General features: G+C 50.4%; 16 protein-coding genes and 1 tRNA gene. 1 reads left to right on the plus strand and 16 read right to left on the minus strand.

Translation table 11 applies throughout. The features are described from left to right. The 6 genes from nirJ1 to FZ040_RS04295 all read right to left on the minus strand — a co-directional run bounded on the left by nirJ1 (position 1) and on the right by FZ040_RS04295 (position 9,059). Positions 1 to 1,188: a putative heme d1 biosynthesis radical SAM protein NirJ1 gene (gene nirJ1, locus FZ040_RS04270; RefSeq protein ID WP_149170871.1), complete on the minus strand. Its 1,188-nt coding sequence runs from the start codon at positions 1,186 to 1,188 to the stop codon at positions 1 to 3. 40 nt (positions 1,189 to 1,228) lie between these two features. Beyond that, positions 1,229 to 1,834 carry a TetR/AcrR family transcriptional regulator gene (locus FZ040_RS04275; protein WP_149170872.1) on the minus strand — a complete coding sequence of 202 codons (606 nt, stop codon included), beginning with the start codon at positions 1,832 to 1,834 and terminating at the stop codon, positions 1,229 to 1,231. A gap of 224 nt (positions 1,835 to 2,058) precedes the next feature. Next, a complete protein-coding gene (locus tag FZ040_RS04280; protein WP_149170873.1) occupies positions 2,059 to 3,915 on the minus strand; it encodes a glycosyl hydrolase 53 family protein in 1,857 nt (618 codons plus the stop codon). Positions 3,916 to 3,934: 19 nt separating this feature from the next. Next, positions 3,935 to 5,635, minus strand: a complete 1,701-nt coding sequence (locus tag FZ040_RS04285) for an S-layer homology domain-containing protein (protein WP_149170874.1) — start codon at positions 5,633 to 5,635, stop codon at positions 3,935 to 3,937. A 106-nt stretch (positions 5,636 to 5,741) separates the two neighbouring features. Beyond that, complete coding sequence (locus FZ040_RS04290; RefSeq protein ID WP_149170875.1) at positions 5,742 to 7,799, minus strand: methyl-accepting chemotaxis protein; 2,058 nt, start codon at positions 7,797 to 7,799, stop codon at positions 5,742 to 5,744. A gap of 15 nt (positions 7,800 to 7,814) precedes the next feature. Continuing rightward, positions 7,815 to 9,059 (minus strand): ABC transporter substrate-binding protein, encoded by a 1,245-nt coding sequence (locus FZ040_RS04295; protein ID WP_187620242.1) that lies wholly within the window; start codon positions 9,057 to 9,059, stop codon positions 7,815 to 7,817. A gap of 316 nt (positions 9,060 to 9,375) precedes the next feature. On the opposite strand from FZ040_RS04295, the gene FZ040_RS04300 reads away from it, so the two are divergent. Then, a tRNA-Arg gene (locus FZ040_RS04300) sits at positions 9,376 to 9,453 on the plus strand. A 170-nt stretch (positions 9,454 to 9,623) separates the two neighbouring features. On the opposite strand, the gene FZ040_RS04305 is transcribed toward FZ040_RS04300, so the two are convergent. From FZ040_RS04305 to gpmI, 10 genes are all read right to left on the minus strand, one after another. Continuing rightward, positions 9,624 to 10,001, minus strand: a complete 378-nt coding sequence (locus FZ040_RS04305) for a RidA family protein (RefSeq protein ID WP_149170877.1) — start codon at positions 9,999 to 10,001, stop codon at positions 9,624 to 9,626. 72 nt (positions 10,002 to 10,073) lie between these two features. After that, the gene (locus FZ040_RS04310; protein WP_149170878.1) at positions 10,074 to 10,943 is read right to left on the minus strand and encodes a tetratricopeptide repeat protein; all 870 of its coding nucleotides are present in this window, start codon (positions 10,941 to 10,943) and stop codon (positions 10,074 to 10,076) included. A 115-nt stretch (positions 10,944 to 11,058) separates the two neighbouring features. Next, positions 11,059 to 12,309, minus strand: coding sequence for a hypothetical protein (locus tag FZ040_RS04315; protein ID WP_149170879.1), 1,251 nt, complete (start codon positions 12,307 to 12,309; stop codon positions 11,059 to 11,061). A 41-nt stretch (positions 12,310 to 12,350) separates the two neighbouring features. Next, entirely contained in the window at positions 12,351 to 12,989 is a 639-nt protein-coding gene (locus tag FZ040_RS04320; RefSeq protein ID WP_149170880.1) for a CsgG/HfaB family protein, read from the minus strand. A gap of 2 nt (positions 12,990 to 12,991) precedes the next feature. Further along, positions 12,992 to 13,813 carry a hypothetical protein gene (locus FZ040_RS04325; protein ID WP_149170881.1) on the minus strand — a complete coding sequence of 274 codons (822 nt, stop codon included), beginning with the start codon at positions 13,811 to 13,813 and terminating at the stop codon, positions 12,992 to 12,994. Between the two features lie 26 nt (positions 13,814 to 13,839). After that, the gene (locus FZ040_RS04330) at positions 13,840 to 14,511 is read right to left on the minus strand and encodes a CsgG/HfaB family protein (RefSeq protein WP_149170882.1); all 672 of its coding nucleotides are present in this window, start codon (positions 14,509 to 14,511) and stop codon (positions 13,840 to 13,842) included. A gap of 29 nt (positions 14,512 to 14,540) precedes the next feature. After that, entirely contained in the window at positions 14,541 to 15,659 is a 1,119-nt protein-coding gene (locus FZ040_RS04335) for a hypothetical protein (RefSeq protein ID WP_149170883.1), read from the minus strand. Positions 15,660 to 15,820: 161 nt separating this feature from the next. Further along, the gene (locus FZ040_RS04340; protein WP_075429100.1) at positions 15,821 to 16,822 is read right to left on the minus strand and encodes a GGGtGRT protein; all 1,002 of its coding nucleotides are present in this window, start codon (positions 16,820 to 16,822) and stop codon (positions 15,821 to 15,823) included. A 55-nt stretch (positions 16,823 to 16,877) separates the two neighbouring features. Beyond that, positions 16,878 to 17,573, minus strand: a complete 696-nt coding sequence (locus FZ040_RS04345) for an iron-sulfur cluster assembly scaffold protein (protein WP_081342189.1) — start codon at positions 17,571 to 17,573, stop codon at positions 16,878 to 16,880. 161 nt (positions 17,574 to 17,734) lie between these two features. Next, positions 17,735 to 19,264: a 2,3-bisphosphoglycerate-independent phosphoglycerate mutase gene (gpmI, locus tag FZ040_RS04350; protein WP_149170884.1), complete on the minus strand. Its 1,530-nt coding sequence runs from the start codon at positions 19,262 to 19,264 to the stop codon at positions 17,735 to 17,737. Positions 19,265 to 19,268: the final 4 nt, after the last annotated feature.

Below are 19,268 nucleotides of genomic sequence, written 5' to 3' on the forward strand. Positions count from 1 at the left end.
TTATTTGCCCTCCGTCAGACCGATTTCCTCATCCGTGAGATAGCAGGACGGGTCAGATTCCCAGAAATCGCCCGTAACTGCCTCTGCGCGCGTGCGGAAATTGCCATTGCAGTTATCGAGCCATTTGCATTTTGCACAGCGGCCCTTGAGCAGTGGCTTGCGATCTTTGAGACCGGCCATGATAGGATTCGAAACATCCGACCAGATGTCGCCGAATTTGCGTTCCCGCACATTGCCAAAGGTATGATGCTGGGTGAACTGGTCCGGATGGACATAGCCTAGCGGATCGACTTCACCAAAGGCGATGCCCGAGCGGTTGCCACCATTCATAGCAATGTATTTCTTGATTTGCGCCGCCGTCTCATCTTCACCAGCCGCCAAAGCCTTGAGATACATATAGACGCCGTCACAGTGATTATCCACCGTCAAGATTTCTTTTTCGAGGCCCCGCTCTTCAAAATCCTTCGTACGGCGAATGATGATGTCCATCGCACGACGGGACTCTTCCGGCGTAACATCCTGGTCCACCATGTGCTCGCCGCGGCCCGAATAGACCAGATGATAGAAGCAGACGCGATTGATATTTTCGCGCTCGATAAAATCAAAAATATTATCGAGTTCCTGGATATTATGATGATTAATCGTAAAGCGAAGCCCAACGCGCTGGCCTACGGCAACGCAGTTCTTGATGCCTGCCATCGCCTTTTCATAGGCACCCTCGACCCCGCGGAACTTGTCGTTGACATCCTTGAGGCCATCAAGCGATATGCCGACATAGCCCACGCCAATATCTTTGATACGCTGAGCCACTTCCCGCGTAATCAAAGTACCGTTTGTCGAAAGCGTCGGACGGACGCCCCTTTTTTGTGCATATTCAGCCAGCTCGAAAAAATCGGGACGAATCAGCGGCTCTCCGCCCGAGAACAGCAACACCGGAACCTTGAAATCTGCCAAATCATCGATGAACTTTTTGGCCTCCTCGGTTGTCAGCTCGTTCTGGTACTTCGAGGCATCCGAGCCCATATAGCAATGCATGCACTTGAGATTGCAGGTCTTGGTAGAGTTCCAGACTACAACTGGTCCCATTCCTTCGGCGGCACCATTGCGCATCGAATGCGCATTTTTGGTATAGCGCAGATTGTCCCCGAAATACTCACGCGCAAACAACAGCTTCGTTACACTAATCATTACTTCCTACACTCCTAAAACAACTAACACACAATTGAATTTATTTTTTCACCCGAATGCCATCAAGAATCAGCCGTGTTTTCATCTCAACATTTTCCTGGAACGAGATATTTAGTTTACTAATGGCCGCCGCTTGATAAATCGAATGGAACATCTCCGCAATAAGCTCTGGCGGTACGTCCTGACGAATCTCTCCGCGTTCCTGTCCTTCCCGCAGGATGCGCTCGTAAAGGCCCTTAAAGCCAGGGGATGCTACTTTGGGCTGCTTATCGCTGCCCTCTGGAAGCCCCGAGTGTTCTGCCGCCGAAATAAACAGCGGCAAAACATAACGGTTTTCATCCAAGAACCGCGCCGTAATGCGGCAGCCAGCTGCCAAGAGCTCATCGGCTGGACGATTGGCCGCTTTGAGCTCCCGCAAAGCCTCAGCTACTTCCATTACCATCTGTTGTATCAGCTGGACGAGTATCTCCTCTTTGGACTGGAAATAGTTATAGAAGGTTCCAATTCCCAAGTCGGCCGCGTTCATGATATCTGCCACCGAGGTTTCCTTGAACCCTTTTTGGCTGAACTGCTCTACCGCTGCATCGAGTATCGCCTTGCGGGACTGCAATTTTTTGCGTTCCCGACGCCCCATTTTCTCCTCCATCTCACTCGCTCCTATCCTAAGGCATTTCGTATTGATATATCGTTTGATTTATCTTTTCCTATTCTATTATATCGGAAAACTATCTTAGTGAAAAGACAAAAAATGAACTATATTCATATTTCGTGAAATCCTAACCAAAATCCTTCTTTCGCTATAAGAAAACCGGATTCGTCCTAGCGGCGAATCCGGTTTGACTTGTCAATTTTGACCGGTCAATTGACCTGTCAATCCTGACGATAGAATTTAAAGTTGTCGGCAGAACCCCATTTATCCGGCTGCCCCTGCATCTCAAGGCCAACAACGGCCTTGCCACCTTTGATTTCCACATCGGTGATTTTTACCGTCTGCCATTTATTCCAGCCCGTATTGTAGATGTCCGCAGTTTTCTTTTCGCCATTGTCGCCAATGACAAAGAGCTTAAACTTCGAACCATCTTCAAGGCCCTGGGAGCTGACCTGAACCGTGTACTTGCCATCGGTAAGGCCCGTGACTTCCTGGCTTATGGTGAAGTGATAGGCACCGCCGCCCCAATAATGCATGGAGCCTTCGCCTTTAGCATCCCCTTTGCCGCTGGTGGGCGTAACGGTCCACTTGTCGCCTTCCACCGTCCAGCCGCTGAGGGACATGGTCTCAAAATCTCCATTCTTCAGCAGATTTGCCTTCGGTTTAATCTCCACATCGCATTCAACGGATTGTTGGATAGCCGGGATGCGCCCCTTGACGGTGTAATCCCCATCCTGAGCAAAGACCGGCTTTGCCTCATTCCACTCAATGGGCAAAGTTTCCATATGGTCATCGGAGAAGGTTACCAGCACCTGCTCCGGCAAGGAAACTGGAATCCCCGCGCTGCCCTCAACATCGAGATAATCCACATCGCTGACTTTGATGGGTTTTGTCGGCAAACTATTGTCCGAAACATCGCGATAGACGTTCCAGGATTCTAATGCCTTACCATTTTTGTCGAACATCGAAAGATTTTCCCAGTTGTTGCCAGCACCAGCTTTCCAGCCAGCCCCTGGCACGGCATACCAGTCTGGTTCCCAATAGAACATCCCCAGTCCACGGCCATTGGGCACCTTTGCCAAATCATTCATAACGCCGCGCAGTCCCGAAGCCTGGCCCTGAACCGTTGCCGCAAAATTAGAACGGCGTTCCTCGGCTTTGCCATAATGGTTCTTTTCCATATCGTAGTTATCGGTAGTGAAGCCATAGGCCGTTTCCGCCACGACAACTTCCTTGCCGTAACGGTTGGCCATATCGTCGAGGTTCTGTTGAAGGGCCGTCAGAGAACCATGCCAGAACGGATAATAGGAGAAGCCGATGACATCAAAGTCGTTGACGCCATTATCCTTCACGAGACGGTCAAAGAATTTGCGGTACATGTTGTTGTCCGCACCATCCGGCAGATGAATCATAAGCTTTATGGATGGGTCGATTTCCCGGACAGCTTTAAGGCCACTGGCCATAAGTTCCGCAAAGGCCTTGCCATTGTCATTGCCCGGCAGCTTGCCGATTGGCCACATCATACCATTGTTGATTTCGTTGCCAATCTGAATCATGTCCGGCGTAGCACCCTGACTCTGGAAATTTTTCACGACCTTCTGGGTGTACTCATAGACATGCTTCACCAGCTGGTCTTTATTGTCCTTTTTCCAGGCATAGGGCGTATATTGCTGCAAGGGGTCAGCCCAACCGTCACTATAATGGAAGTCGACGAGCACCTTGAGTCCAATCGCTTTGGCACGTTTTGCCAGTGCTACCGCGCGGGCTTCATCGGTGTTGCCGCCGCCCCCCAGGACGCCATGTTTTGGGTCGTTCCAAATGCGCACGCGAATCCAGTTGACACCATGGTTCTTCATAATCTGGAGTTCATCCATCTCGGTGCCGTCGGTATCATAGAATTTTGCCCCCAAGGCTTCCATCTCCGGCAGCATAGATACATCGGCACCTTTGATAAAATCCTCACGCAATCCCGGAATCGGATTGACCTGCACAGCAGCCTCCAACGAGGAAAATCCAAAGCAAAATGTGCCCGCAGCCAATGCCGAAAGCATCAGCGATTTCAACATCGTTTTTTTCATTTTCCTACCTCACAAAGAATCAGAAGCTATACGACAATGCGGCCAGCAGGATATCATCATAACGGCCAAAAGTACCGTAATCCCCATCGCCCCAGTGCTTATCATACGGATTGAGTTTATAGTAAGCCAGCTCAAAGTTGGTATTGGACGCCAGCATAATCTGTGTACCAAGTCCCCAACCGCGGGTACCATTCCCCCAGCGGTTATCGCTGCCCTTGAAGGAGCTGTTGCCGCCGGCAAAATTAAGGTGATGGCCCCAGAATACTGAATCAACCGAAGCATTGCCCAGCGCTACATAATCCGCATAGACTTTCCAGGACCCCGGCTTATTCCAATCCATTTTGCCATAGGTAAGACGTGTCCAGAAACCATTTTTGTTGATGCGGGCATTTCTCGCATCTCCCGTCACCGAGTTGCCCGTAATATTATTGCGGACACCCTCAGCGATAAGGTTAACCTTGTTGGAAAGCTGGGTATTCACACCAACGGCAATCTGATTGAATTTATAGTCTTTCTCATCCCATTTAGAGGTTGTGGTTGTCGTTACGTTAAGCGTCTTCTTCAAATTTTTATCCGATGTATCCAAAACAAAATTCATATTTTGGTCATCCTGAACGCTCCAGCCAGATCCCATCACAGTTCCATCATCTTCCGTCCAGGAAATATCCATCCAATAATCTTTGCCATCCATTCCTTTTACCGTTTTATTTGTATCCTTTCTCGTATAGATAATATCACCACGAGAATTGATGCTCGAGCTATGAGCTTTCAATTTATCCGTCGTATGCAGCATTGCCACCGTGAACTTCGTAGCCTTGCTGGCCTTGTACTCGGCATTGGCAAAATATGCTGGCATGTTCACATCATGCCAGCCCTCAGCTGCCATATCGCCCCAGCCAGCCATAAGGTTGAACCGCGGCCCGAACTCATGGGATACATAGGCACCGTCCATGGAGTTCTCCCACCACAAGAGGCCCTGACCGAGGTTGAACTCGTTGCGGCCTACTACCAGCGTCGTACCGGCATTCTTCCACTTCAGGCTCAGTTTATCGAGGCGTACCGAGTTCTGGTTGCGATCACTATTGTCCCAAGAGTTAAGATTCGCATTTGCCGGCGTATTATCATACTGAGCGCCGCTATGGACAAAGGACGAATCCTCATATTTCAAACGGCCATCTACTACGAGGTTCTTAGCCGGTTCCGCATACATCCCCAGACGCAAGCGTTTCTCGAACTGCTTTTCTTTGCCCGCCTGCGGATTTCCCCAATACGTATTGGGATGCGTCATCTTATTATCCTTGTTCTGGAAGAAACGGATGCGGGCATCGCCATACCATTTAAAGCTGGACTGCGTCTTTTTGAGATAATTAACGTCGGACTCAACAGCCGTCAAGCGGTCATCGATATCGCTTAATTCATTGGCAAATTCGCGTTTGAGCTTGCGCAAGGCCCCCTTGTCAGCAGGCTTAGCCGTATCGAATTTTTCCAGTGCCCGTGCCACAATTGCCGCCATCTCATAGCGGTTCAGATTGCGCTCACCCTTGTAGGTACCATCCGCATAGCCTTCGATAACGCCATCTCTAGCCAGCATCGTTACAGCGTCATAAGCCCAATGGTCCTGAGGCAAATCCTTAAACGGATTTTTCGCCGCATAACCGGTTGCCGCCGACGTCATAGTCACAGCTGCCAATACAGCCGCCGTAAGAGCTTTCTTATTCATTTTTCCTCCTAATCCCTAAACCATTACTTCTTTCCTATATGCTAAAGATGATGGAAAGATTCTAGTTGTGGAGTAGAATCCGTCCCTTCATCCTTCTGCCTGAGGCTTAAAGCTTAAAGCGCTCGACATTTTCCTGGAGTTCATCTGCCATCTGAGCCAGCGTATGGCTGGAATCCGAAATCTCGTGAACTGCCGCCGTCTGCTCTTCTGTCGTTGCCGAAACCGTCTCAGCCTGCTGAGCCGTCTGACGGCTGGCCTGTTCCATCCTGCGGACATTGTTATCGATAGTCTGGCCGCTTTTCGCCACCCGCTGTACCGCCTGGCTAATGCCATCGAGCTGGTCCGATACCTCATCAACAATGGTAACAATGCTCTTAAAGGCCTCTCCCGTAGACAAGATGGACTCAGTACCGCTCTTGACTTCTTCGCCGCCAGCCTGGATGCCATCGACTACCGTCTGGGTATCCTGCTGAATCATGGCAATGAGTTCCGCAATCTGTTTTGCTGCCTGTTGACTGGATTCGGCGAGTTTTCTCACCTCATCCGCTACCACCGCAAAGCCACGGCCGGCATCGCCAGCCCGTGCCGCCTCGATGGCGGCATTGAGCGCCAGCAGATTCGTCTGCTCAGCAATCTCCGATATCGTATCGACGATATTGCCAATCTCATTGGAACGCTTGCCAAGTTCAGCCACCATACGAGTCGATTCTTCGGTGGACTCGGCAATACGTTTAATCTGGTTAATCGCCTGATTGAGCTTATCGCCACCAGCCTGTGCAACAGAAGCAGCTTCATGTCCCTTGCTGGCAGCCTGACGGGTACGATTCGTAATAGCCTCAATATCGGTATTGAACTGCTGCATCGCATCGGTCGTGCTATTTACTGCATCCAATTGGTCTGCTGCACCTGCAGCAACCGCCATAATGGAATCGGCAATCTGACTCGATGCCTTTGCTGACTGTCCCGTCGTCGCATTGAGCTCCTCCACCGATGCCGCCAAACTCTCCGAAGATGTGCGAACTGTCTTGATGACTTTCCCCAACTCTTCGCGCATGGACTTCATAGCATCAGCCAAATGGCCCAACTCATCATCAGATTTGATGCCCGTATCGTATTCCCGGAAATCGCCATCAGCCAAACGGTGCATTTCCGCCATCATGCCCTTCAGCGGTTTGGTAATGACATTGATAGCAACCGTAATGCCCACCGAAATCAGCAACAGCAAAATCAGCGATATACCGGCCATAATCATCAGGGCATTCATAGCCGGCGCAAAGAGCTCATCGGCGTAGGCAATCGTAGCCATACTCCAGCCCGTTCCCGGTACCGGGTAATAGATGGCTACCATCTTTTCGCCCGTAACCTGCTGATAGCGGAACATATCCGCACGCCCAGACAACATCTTGCGACCCAGTTCTTTTACACCCGGGTCATCCGAATCCTCGATTTTCTTGTTGAGAATCTTATCCTTGTCGGGGCTGTACAGGTAGGTGCCATCCCCATCAATCAGAATGCTGTAACCGTTGTCACCAAAGCGAAGGGCTTTGACTTTATCTTCAACTTCGTTGAGGGTTACTTCAGCTGTAATCATGCCCTGACGATGGCCGTCAGCGGCTTTCAAGGCCGAGCCCACTACAAACACCACATTGCCGGCCTTATCAAACTCTGGCTTCGTAATAACCTGATCTGCGTCGCCCTTCAACACGTCAGCATAGGCAGCGGCCCCTTTGATATTTTCTGTCCCCGGGCCATTCTTGCCGATTTTCAGCAGAGTTCCCGTACCATCCAAGGGCACATAACCAACGTTATCATAAGAACGGGCAAACTGTTCCTTCATGAGCTTCCAACGAGGTTCCGTGGCCTTCTGCACCGCCGCTGCATCATTTCCCGCGTTTATATAGGCAGGGGCAGACTGCTGGGTTTCCATCTTGCGCTCATTCATCCAGTCGCCCACCGCATCCGTGGCATCCTGAGTGCTGACGATGGCACTCTCAAGAATTTGCCGCTCCAGGACTTCATCCATATAACGATAAATAACCCCGGATAATACAATCAATCCCACCGCTACAATTGGCAGGACCAACAATAGCAATTTTGCACGGATTGACTTCGCTCCTAGCGTCGATACGCTAACCAGCTTGTTCATGAATTCATCTTTTTTCAATTGTCGCCCGCCTCCTTACTCGCCGGCCTTGAGGCCCGTGGCTTCAGCGATTTCCTTTACAGCCGCATCAAGAGAAGCCTTTACATCCTTGCCTGCCAGAATATCCTGCATCAATTCCTTAGTGGCTTTGCCGCTTTCCAAGGAAATGGGGCCACGATGAAGTGGTTTTATCTCCTCGGCGATTTGCGCGAACATCGTATAAATTGCAAAGCCAAAATACTCGTCTGCCTTTTGGAACTCCTGGCTCTTATAAATCGGCATATAGGCGGGGAATAATCCATGCTTCAACGCAATTGCCTCGCCCTCATCCGTAGCTTCGCAAAATTTGAGGAATTCAATCGCAGCTTCCTTATTGGTAGAGTTCGCCGCGATAACCGCTACCGAACCACCAGCGTTAGCAGCCCGGACGCCACCTTTTTCCATGGCGGGCAGTGGCATGATTTTCCATTTTCCCTTCTGGTCGGGGAGGGACGAGGAAATGTTGCCTGCGAACCATACGCCATAGGGAACCGCGGCAATCTGACTGCGTTTCATGGCTAGCAAACGGCCATCCCAATCGCCGATGTTTTTCAAAACGCCCTCTTTCACCATGCGCTGCATCAGTTCAGCTGCCTTCTGACCCTCAGCCGAATTCAAGACAATGGTTTTGTCATCCTGGGATACATAGTGACCACCAGCCTGGTTGAGCAATTGGTCATAAAGATCTGTATCCTCGGCCGTTCCCAACATAACAGTTTCCCCATTGGTTGCCGCCGAAAGCTTCTTGCCCGCTGCAATCAAATCATCCCAGGTCTGAATCTCCTCGGCCTTAATCCCAGCTTTTTCAAACAGGTCAGCACGATAAAAGAGCGCCGCCGGTCCCATATCAGTCGGCACACCATAAATCTTGCCATCCTTCGTCACCGCATCCCAGGATGCAGGAACGAAACGTTCACGACTTTCCTTGAACTCACTGGTGATGTCCAGGAAGGCATCCGTATTCTGGTTGAGGAAGGTGGGAAAATCACGATTCTGAACCACCATCACGTCTGGCAAATCCGTCCCAGCTGTGAGGCGAGGCATAATACGCGTGTATTTCGAATCCACCGTTTGTACATCCACCTTGATGTCTGGATGTAATTTCTCAAAGGCTGCTGCCTGTTCCCGAAATGTATCTGCCGCAGTATTCCATCCTACTACAGTAATCCGTGTGCTTCGTTCTGCCTGTTTTCCACAGCCCGCTGCACCTACTGCCAATAGGCAGACCATAACCAAACACATAAGCCTTCTGAGTCTTTTTTGCATAAGTCTCTTCACCCTTTCAATATGAAATTTTAATCCCCTTCACATCTTACTAGGACATTTTACCATAGGCACTCTATCACGTAAACGACATAATTGCACCCAATTGATATCACTTCATTATATATTGCTATTATTCTAGCTGATTATTTAAATCTCCTTCCTAGCTTGTCCTATTTTTATATAATATTAAATTTTCACAATATTTTCTTTTTATTTTCTTTAAAATAAGTGTTGACAACCATGCCACGAGATGCTATTATAATATTCGTTGATTGCGAACGCACAACACCATGACTCAGTAGCTCAGCTGGATTAGAGTATTTGACTACGAATCAAAGGGTCGGGGGTTCGAGTCCCTCCTGGGTCACCATTTTGAAATGTAAATCCTTACCTCATACGAGGTAAGGATTTTTTTGTTGACCGATATATTTTACGGCCGCCAACTCACGCAATACTTTTGCCGTAAGGTAACTTTTTACGATTACACAAAAAGCCCTATCAAATATCTACCTACTTGATAGGGCTTTTACTTATTCTTTTTTATCCTTCCACAACTGCCAGCGCTTCAACTTCGCACCGTGCACCTGCCGGCAAATCCTTTACCGCCACACAGCTGCGGGCTGGTTTACTGACGAAATGCTTGGCGTAGACTTCGTTGAAGGCCTTGAAGTCGGCAATGTCCGCGAGGAAGCAGGTCGTCTTTACCACATGGTTCATATCGGTTCCTGCGGCTTTGAGAACGGCTTCGATATTTTTGCAGCACTGCTCTGCCTGGTCTTCAATCGTAGTGGCAACAATCTTGCCAACTGCCGGGTCAATGGCAATCTGCCCCGACATATAAAGCGTATTGCCAGCTAAAACAGCCTGGCTGTATGGACCAACTGCGGCTGGTGCGTCATTGGTATGGATTACTTTCATGTGGGTTACCTCCTGCAATAACATCATATTTACCTTCTGCTATTGTACCCCATAACGCCACATGTTACAAGTTTACACATTCAATTCCATACACGGCTGCTTATCCGCATTCATCAGCCCGTTAATGCTACTGAAGAGAACCGGCTGGATATCCACACCAGGGAAGCGCGTATCTTCCGCACTTCGCTCAGCCTGCACATAGACATTAAAGGCTTCCACAAAACTTACGCCGCGGCCGCCGCGCTTCAGCGCATCGCCACAGTCTGCCAGGGATTTATGAATCGAACCGCGCATATAGTTAGAGATTGCCCGGCAGAACAACGCCGGCCAGTAACGGTGCTGGAATTCCAAAGATTTATCCGAATCCATCTCGACCATTCCGCACTGCTCTTTTACAGCAGCATCCTGTCCCATGACATCGTACATCTGCGAAATGGCCAGCCGAATCAGACCTTTTTGCACATAGTAAAGCGGTTCATTCACATCGAGGCGGCTGGCCGTTTGGGCATCCACCAGGGCATCGTTATACTTCTGCATGTTGAAGTACGCCACACTGCGCAGATAATATGCGCGCGCTGGCACCAGACAGCCCCGCTCTTCAATCATAGCCGTGAGATTTTCAATCGCTTTCTCGAGCTCATTGTCATTGATAAGCTGCTGATTCTGTGCCAGTTCTTCTTCTAAGGTAAGTTTCTTTAACGGCTGCTTGATTGGTTCAACCGGATTTTCTTTTTCGGAAACGTTGAGGCTATTGGTCCCATCAACCAAAACCTCCTCCTCAGCAGCTTTATCCTCCGTGATGACATCGGCCACTTTTACGGCCGGTTCGCCAGCTGTCACTGCGGATACATCCTCATTCAATGCTTGGGAAGCATTGGCCATTCCACTGCCTGCCAGCGTCACGCAGGCCAGTGTCAAAAGGCAGATAACTCCTTTTCTCATCCATGAAACTCCTCTTCTCATCAAATTCCAATCCTATAAGCCTATTTTAACATACCCCCACACATTACGCACGCACTATTTTAGGACATTTGAACTAGCTATTGCCGCTTTTGCGTTATTTGCTCCCCAATTTGTTGTCGATTGTCTTACATAAGCGTCTGATGCTGCTGCGAAGTGCATTGGCATAACGGTCATCATCAGATTCCGTGCGGAAAACGCTGCAAACAATACTGCCCGTCTGCGAATCGATCACCCGCAAGGCTACGCCAACCTCATACCAGAAGGAATAATAACCAAAATGATTGGTTATCGCCGTCCGGTAATAATTCTTCGTTGCGGTCTGCTTGTTGCCATTCGAATCCTCCCATTGGAATTTCTCCGAATGATCAAACATCGTCAAGGCCGTCGCATAAGGCGGGTGCCAAGTCTGGCCACTGTTGCAGCGCGTGATTTTTCCCGTGATATAATAGCGGGTCTTGGCACCGGAATTATCGAGCTTAACCTTTTTTAAGCTGTTTTCGGCTTCATCCTGAATGGCATACTCCAGCGTTTTGGCTATCATCTCATCGCCTTTGATATCCTCGGGAATTACGATTTTTCCTATGCTGATGGTTGGCGCGTTGGCAGGAACTTTTTGCTCTAGATGACGTTTGAGGCGTCCCCAGTCCCCGACGAAGTTCTTGGTAATCTGCTTAAAGGCATGCCACTCATCTACACCGTAGTTCTTATAATAGTCCACCAGCGTCATAGCCTGTTTCCCCGTCGATGCATCATAGAGGACAAAATCCATATTCATCATCTGCAAGTAGCTGTCATGCGCCGGGATTTGATAATTTTGAATCCAGCTGTGATATTTTAACTTGTAGGCATTGCCTTTAGGACCATTGATGAGGTCATAATAGGATTCCATACGAACCGTGGTCCAGGTAGCCGGCGAGTGATCCACCCGTACCCCCTTGCTGCGAAGATGCGGAACCAGATAGCCATCAGCCATCGTAGTATCGTAAATAGCTTTTGCCCGTGCACCTTCACTGGAGAAATTATCCAAAAGGGCCTGATATTCCGGAGTCTCGCGCAGAATCTGCTTCTTTTCCTCCAGCTGATTGCCAAAGCCCAGGAAGTTGGTATTCTTGATTTTTTTGTTGATGCGCGCGTGCAGATAGCTGTTAAAGCCTTGGTTGGCATCTACCCGTCCAACCGATTCACTCCCCACACGCATCGGCAGCAGAATGACTTTGCGGAACTGTTTGGCCTGAATATCGGCACTTTCATCCATCCAGATATTCCCGGCAGCCGCGGCATAAGACATGCCGACAGCCCCCGACAAAAGGACGCCAGCAGCCAAAGAACCCAGTATTTTCTTCATTTGCATAATCCCTTATTCTCCCTTCAAGCTCTCCCAAAACCTTACATGGCCTGCAAAAATTTATACGCGAGATTCTGTGCCGCAATATCGAGGGCCCGGCTCACCGCTGTTTCGGTACCAGCCGATTTCCGCTGGATAATGGCGTGATAACTGAGTTCACTCTTCCGCCGCGAATCAGCCGTAGTGACAAAGACCACCCGCCCAGTATGCGCATCAATTACACGCATGCTGAGTTCCACATGAGCCGTCTTATCCTTGCCCCCGATGCCAATGGTACCGCCCTGGGATTTGATATTGCTAACATTGGTAAGGTACCCATAAATCAGATAGTCGGCCTCATTTTCCAGCTCGGGAATGACTTCGCCTTTTCCCAGCTGATCCATGATAGCTATCTCATCATAACGGGCACGCATTACATCCGTATCCATAGTCCGCACATCGATACGCGGACTCAGGCTCAATTCCGCTTCCAAGGTAGTACGCGGTCCAGGAAGCATTTCGTCGGGTTCCATCTGAAAATCTGTCAGCGTCACCTTTGATTTTGACACCCGGTTCTGGAATCCGACCACCATGACCACCGGGCGGTCAGCAGCCTGCACGGCCGATGAGAAACCGCCAGCGATAAGCACGCTTCCGAGCAGAACCGCTCCCCATTTTCGAAGCCATTTTATCGTATCCATAGTTACTGCACCGCTTTCATGCCATTCTTGTTCAAATCCGCCACGATATCCTCAACCTGAGCCTCCATGACCTGATTGAGCATTTCGTCTACATTCATTCCCTTGCCATTTTTTACGATGGCATAATTCATGAGCTGTGCGGTCTTCTTGTTCTCACAATGCCCCTCAAACACCTTGCCATTACTGGTGTTGAGCAGATAATAATCCACAATCGCCGTTACCTTTTTCCCGCGAGTCTCACGGTCGGTACGCGAGGCAAACATCGTGTGCTTCAAGCGCACGTCAACCTCTTTTAAATTGACGAACAGCAGGTACTGCACCCCATAATCCTGCGCAATCTGCTCAGCCTGCTGTGCCACTGACGGCGACAGGTGGTACGGAACGCCACTCTGCTTGCGCCAGTTTTCAATCCGCGCATCATCATAGAAATACTTGCGCCCCATCGCTGCGTCAGCATAACGGACCAGCTTGGCTGCCGCCTCACCATGCTCAAACAGATGACCGTGGATAATGGCGTCCATATGGATAAGCGACAACTGGGCATCTTCGTCAGAAGTTCCCATATCATGACGGCCGGCTTCATTCGTCATATCGGCCCGGCTGATTACCTGAAAATTCTTAGCCCGCATGCTCTGATAGAGTTTATCGGCAAACGTGTCGAAGGCCTCACGTTTTAATTCATAATCGCCATAACTCTGAACTTCGCCAATAAAAATCCGCGGACCGCTCCCGGCATTATCAAAAAGCCCCGCCGCCGACACGCTTCCCGTGAAAAACGCAAAGCTCACCACCGCAGCTGCGGCTAACCGGCTAAATGCTTTCATTCCAGTTCTCCTCTATACCAACGTGCTCAACGTCTTTTGGCCGGTTTGACCTTGCCATTCATACGGGCAATAAGGCCCTGTTTTCCCGAAACAGCATCCTGGACTGCTTCTTCCAATGCCGTTTCCACCTGTCCCTTGTCGACGTCAGCTGTGCCAATGCGGATGATGTTCAGCGGCAATTTGGCTACCGTATTATGCTCTTTTCCCCGGCCAACAGCCGCCAGGACAATGCGCCCTGTCTCGACATCGACTACGCGCAGGGAAACCGTAGCAAAAACCTTATACCGGTCCGTGCCCGCACCGACGACCGACGTGGAGGACTTCTGTGTCGTCACCGAATTGATGCTGCCGAGTACCAGATACTGCGCACCCGTAAGATTTCCCACCTGGGCTGCCGTCTCGGGATTGGTCATGCCATTCATCGCCAGCGCCATTTCATCCGTCACATCTTTCAGCCGTGCGCGCTCGACGACGTCAAAGCTGCCCGTGTTCAAAAGTTCCGCAATGGCAAAATCATGGATTTGATTCATCTCCTCGCGGTCCCATTCCTTGGAAATAATTCCCTTATTGGCAAACGGCAAAACGGCCAGCGTCGGGTGGTCTATAATGCTAACCGAGGCAGCACTTGCCAGGCTGGTTCCCATAACCAGCGTTACTGCCAGACACAAGGCAGCCATAATTCCCTTTATTTTCATCATCGTTCCATCCTTTCACAACGTATTGTTTCTCAGCGCGACACAGACATCTTAATCGTATTGTTACTGATTCCAGCCACAAATATTCCGAGCGAAGTTTTCCCCTGCAGGGATTTGACCAAGACATCTGGTTTGACAATCGTATCCACGGACAAAATGGCCTTGCCATTCTGATGCTCGCGGATATAGACATTCTGCACTACGCCTAACGCCCGCAAATCGTCTGCGAGCTGCTGGACGGCCTGATAGTCCATCGTGCGGACTTCTAACTGCAATGCCTGATTGGCGTTCGCACTGAAATGGCGGAATTTGTCCTCGAGCTTGACGGCTGCATCTTTAGCAGCATTTTCAACAGCCTTTTGCTTTGCGGACTCCAGACTGCTATCAACTGCTTTGGCCGAATTAGTGAACGTGCCAATGATTTCACCTGTATCGAATTTCAGAATCTTAACCGTCATCGAGGCTTTGCCATTTTTGAGCAAGGTCGGCTCGTAACCGCCCTTGCCATTGGGCAGAGATACTCCCTGTGCCTGAGCCGTAGAGCGTCCGAGCACCAGATAATCTGCACCGAGGGAACGGCCAATGCTGCCAATTGCCGAGCTGCCGTTATAAATCCGATTCAAAAGTCTCGCATCCTGCAGCGAGGAGGCAACGCCGGCATCTACGACATGCGAAAAGCCCAAGTCGATAAGCCGTGCATTGATAGCCGATTCGGCCACGGCATCATGGCCAAGGATATTTCCCTTTTCATCCTGCTCAAGAATAACCACGGCAATGCGCGGGTCATTGAGCATCATGAGCATTTTAAGATTGTTCATGAGCTTGGCATCCGGCGATGTATCCACGTCAATCTGTGCTTTCACATGAACAGATCCGCCTACGACGTCCTGGGACAAAATCTTCATATCCTTTACAAATCCCTGAGATTTCATATAGATTTGGTCGAGTTCCGTCGCGTAATTAGTCACCAGCGTGCGCGAATCCACCAGCGTCCCTACTACCTGTTCCACAGCAACGCGCGAGGCATCGCGGAGAGCACTGTCTTTATCTGCACCGTAACCATCAACGACGACAGCCTGTGCCATTACGGATTGTGCCGCAAAGGTCATTGCTGCTCCCAATATCAAAGATATCTTTTTTATCTTCCCCATAGTTGTCGCTCCTCCTTACAATTTTACGCTTTAAATATAACATGCCTGCCTCGGAAATTCAATATATCCCTCAAAGGTCCTATAGACAAAAAAAGAACTGGGAAAGCATCGCTGCTTTCCACAGTTCTTTTTGCTAGCATATTGTGTTTTCCAAACGGAAATTATTTGCTCATTGCTTCCTGTACAGCAACAGCAACAGCAACAGTCATGCCGACCATCGGGTTGTTACCAGCGCCGATGAGGCCCATCATGTCAACGTGTGCCGGAACGGAGGAAGAACCTGCGAACTGAGCATCGCCGTGCATACGGCCCATCGTATCCGTCATACCATAGGAAGCCGGGCCGGCTGCCATGTTGTCCGGATGGAGCGTACGGCCCGTGCCGCCGCCAGATGCAACGGAGAAGTACTTCTTGCCGTTCTCGATGCAGTCTTTCTTGTAGCAGCCTGCAACCGGATGCTGGAAGCGCGTCGGGTTCGTGGAGTTACCCGTGATGGAGATATCAACGTTCTCGAGTTTCATGATAGCAACGCCTTCCTGTACGGACTCAGCGCCATAGCATTTAACTTTGGAACGCAGGCCATCGCTGTATGCGATTTCCTTAACAACATTGACTTTGTCAGACTTGAAGTCGTACTCAGTCTCAACGAACGTGAAACCGTTGATACGGCTGATGATCTGAGCAGCATCTTTGCCGAGGCCGTTCAGGATAACGCGCAGCGGGTTCTTACGAACTTTGTTAGCCGTCTGAGCGATACCGATAGCACCCTCAGCAGCTGCAAAGGACTCATGACCAGCCAGGAATGCGAAGCAACCAGCTTCCTCGGAGAGGAGCATAGCGCCGAGGTTACCATGGCCGAGACCTACTTTACGATGGTCAGCAACGGAACCCGGTACGCAGAAAGCCTGGAGGCCTTCGCCGATAGCTTTAGCAGCATCAGCAGCAGCCGTGCAGCCTTTTTTAACTGCGATAGCAGCACCCAGCGTGTAAGCCCATTTAGCATTCTCGAATGCGATCGGCTGGAGGTCTTCTACGATTTTGTACGGGTTGATACCCTTCTCGTCGCAGATTTTCTTTGCGTCCTCGATGGATGCGATATCATATTTTTTGCAAACTTCATTGATCTGGTCAATGCGGCGCTCATAGCCTTCGAATAATGACATTCTATTCATTCCTTCCTTTTACCTAAAACTTGCGGAAATCTGCCAAGAGTATGAATTACTCTTCGCGCGGATCGATCGTCTTGACAGCGTCAGCGAAGCGGCCCTTCGTGCTCGTGTTGGCTTTGATAGCTTCGTTAGCATCTTTGCCGGCACGGACTGCTTCCATAACTTTGCCAAGCTGAACAACTTCGTAGCCGATTACGCGGTTCTCTTTGTCGAGACCGAGTTTCGTAACATAGCCTTCAGCGAGTTCGAGGTAACGCGGGCCCTTCTTGAGCGTGCTGTAGAGCGTACCCGTCTGGCTGCGCAGACCTTTACCAAGGTCATCGAGACCAGCGCCGATTGGCAGACCATCATCGGAGAATGCAGTCTGGGAACGGCCATAAGCAATCTGCAGGAAGAGTTCACGCATAGCGGTGTTGATGGCATCGCAAACGAGGTCAGTGTTCAGAGCCTCGAGAACCGTCAGGCCCGGCAGAATCTCTGCAGCCATTGCTGCGGAGTGCGTCATGCCCGAGCAGCCGATCGTCTCAACGAGGGCTTCCTGGATGATGCCGTCTTTGACGTTCAGCGTCAGTTTGCAAGCACCCTGCTGCGGAGCGCACCAGCCGATACCATGAGTCAGGCCGCTGATATCCTGTACATTCTTGGATTTAACCCATTTGCCTTCCTCTGGAATCGGAGCAGCGCCATGATGTACTTCCTGCGCTACGCATGCCATGTCTTCCACTTTCTGTGAATAAGCAATCATTGTTCGTATTCCTCTCTTTTCTAAAATATAATACTGAGGTGCAACCTTTAAACAAGCGCCCGTAAGGGGCTAGCATGGGAAATGACCACGGCACCAGCCTGCGGCCTTCCCCCCGCCTACGCACCCTTGCTCAAGGGATGCTGCCTCTGACCTGCGGATAATTAAAGTTCGACGAGGTTCTTGCCGTCCATTTCAGCTGGGATCTCAACGCCAGCCATCGTCAAGAGCGTCGGTGCGATGTCGCAGAGAGCGCCGTCCTTGACGGATTTGACGCGGTCGGATACCACGATGAACGGAACCGGATTCGTCGTATGTTTCGTGAAGGGCTGGTTGTTTTCATAGTCCATCATAATGTCGGCATTGCCGTGGTCAGCCGTAATGCAGACCTCGCCGCCAACTTCACGGATGGCATCAACGAAACGGCCTACGCAAGTGTCAACCGTCTCAACAGCCTTGACAACAGCCGGGAAAACGCCCGTATGACCAACCATATCGCAGTTTGCATAGTTAAGGATGATGAAGTCGTATTTCTCAGACTTGATAGCCTCAACGACTTTATCCGTAACCTCAATAGCGCTCATCTCCGGCTGGAGATCATACGTTGCAACCTTCGGAGACGGAACGAGGATACGGTCCTCGCCCTCATACGGCTCCTCGACACCGCCGTTGAAGAAGAACGTTACATGTGCGTACTTCTCAGTCTCAGCGATGCGCAGCTGCGTCATGCCCTTGGACTCGATGATTTTGCCGAGCGTGTTCTCGATTGCCTCCGGCGGGAATGCAACTTTGGCATTCATGCCGTCCTCATACTGGGAGAACGTAGCGAACGGAACTTTGAGCTCCTCGTCGCGCTCGAAACCATCAAACGTCTCATCGACAAATGCATGGGTGAGCTGACGCGCACGGTCCGGACGGAAGTTGAAGAAGATAGCGCCATCGCCATTCTTCATGCCTTCGTAACCCTTGATGACGCACGGCATAACGAACTCATCGTTCTTGCCAGCTTCATAGCTTGCCTTGAGGCCTGCTACTGCCGATTCTGCGCTTACGCCCTCAGCATGCGCAATTGCCTCGTATGCCAGCTGCTCGCGATCCCAGTTGTGATCGCGGTCCATAGCATAGTAACGGCCGCTCAGCGTAGCGATGCAGCCAACGCCGATTTCCTTGCATTTTGCTTCGAGTTCCTCGAGGAACGGCTGAGCGCTCTGGGGCGGAACATCACGGCCATCGAGGAATGCATGAACGTATACATCCTTGATTCCTTCTTTTTTCGCAAGCTCAAGCAGTGCATAAAGATGAGCCTGATGGCTGTGAACACCGCCCGGGGAAACGAGGCCCATGAGATGCAGGGCACCGTTGTTTGCCTTTACACCGTTGACGATATCGAGCAGGGCTGCATTCTTGAAGAAAGCGCCATTCTTGATGTCACGCGTGATGCGAGTGAGCTGCTGGTAGATAACGCGGCCAGCACCGATGTTGGTGTGACCAACTTCGGAGTTGCCCATCTGGCCATCCGGCAGACCGACGTATTCGCCGGATGCCTGAAGCTGACTCGTCTTGTATTTTGCCATAAGGCCATCGAGTACCGGCGTATTTGCTACCTGTACTGCATTGTTCTTATCGCTTTTGTCACCGAGGCCGCAGCCATCCATGATGATGAGTGCAACCGGTGCATTTTTAAGTTTTGCCATTTTA

It is taken from the genome of Pseudoselenomonas ruminis, from assembly GCF_008271295.1.
Taxonomy (GTDB): Bacteria; Bacillota; Negativicutes; order Selenomonadales; family Selenomonadaceae; genus Selenomonas_A; species Selenomonas_A ruminis.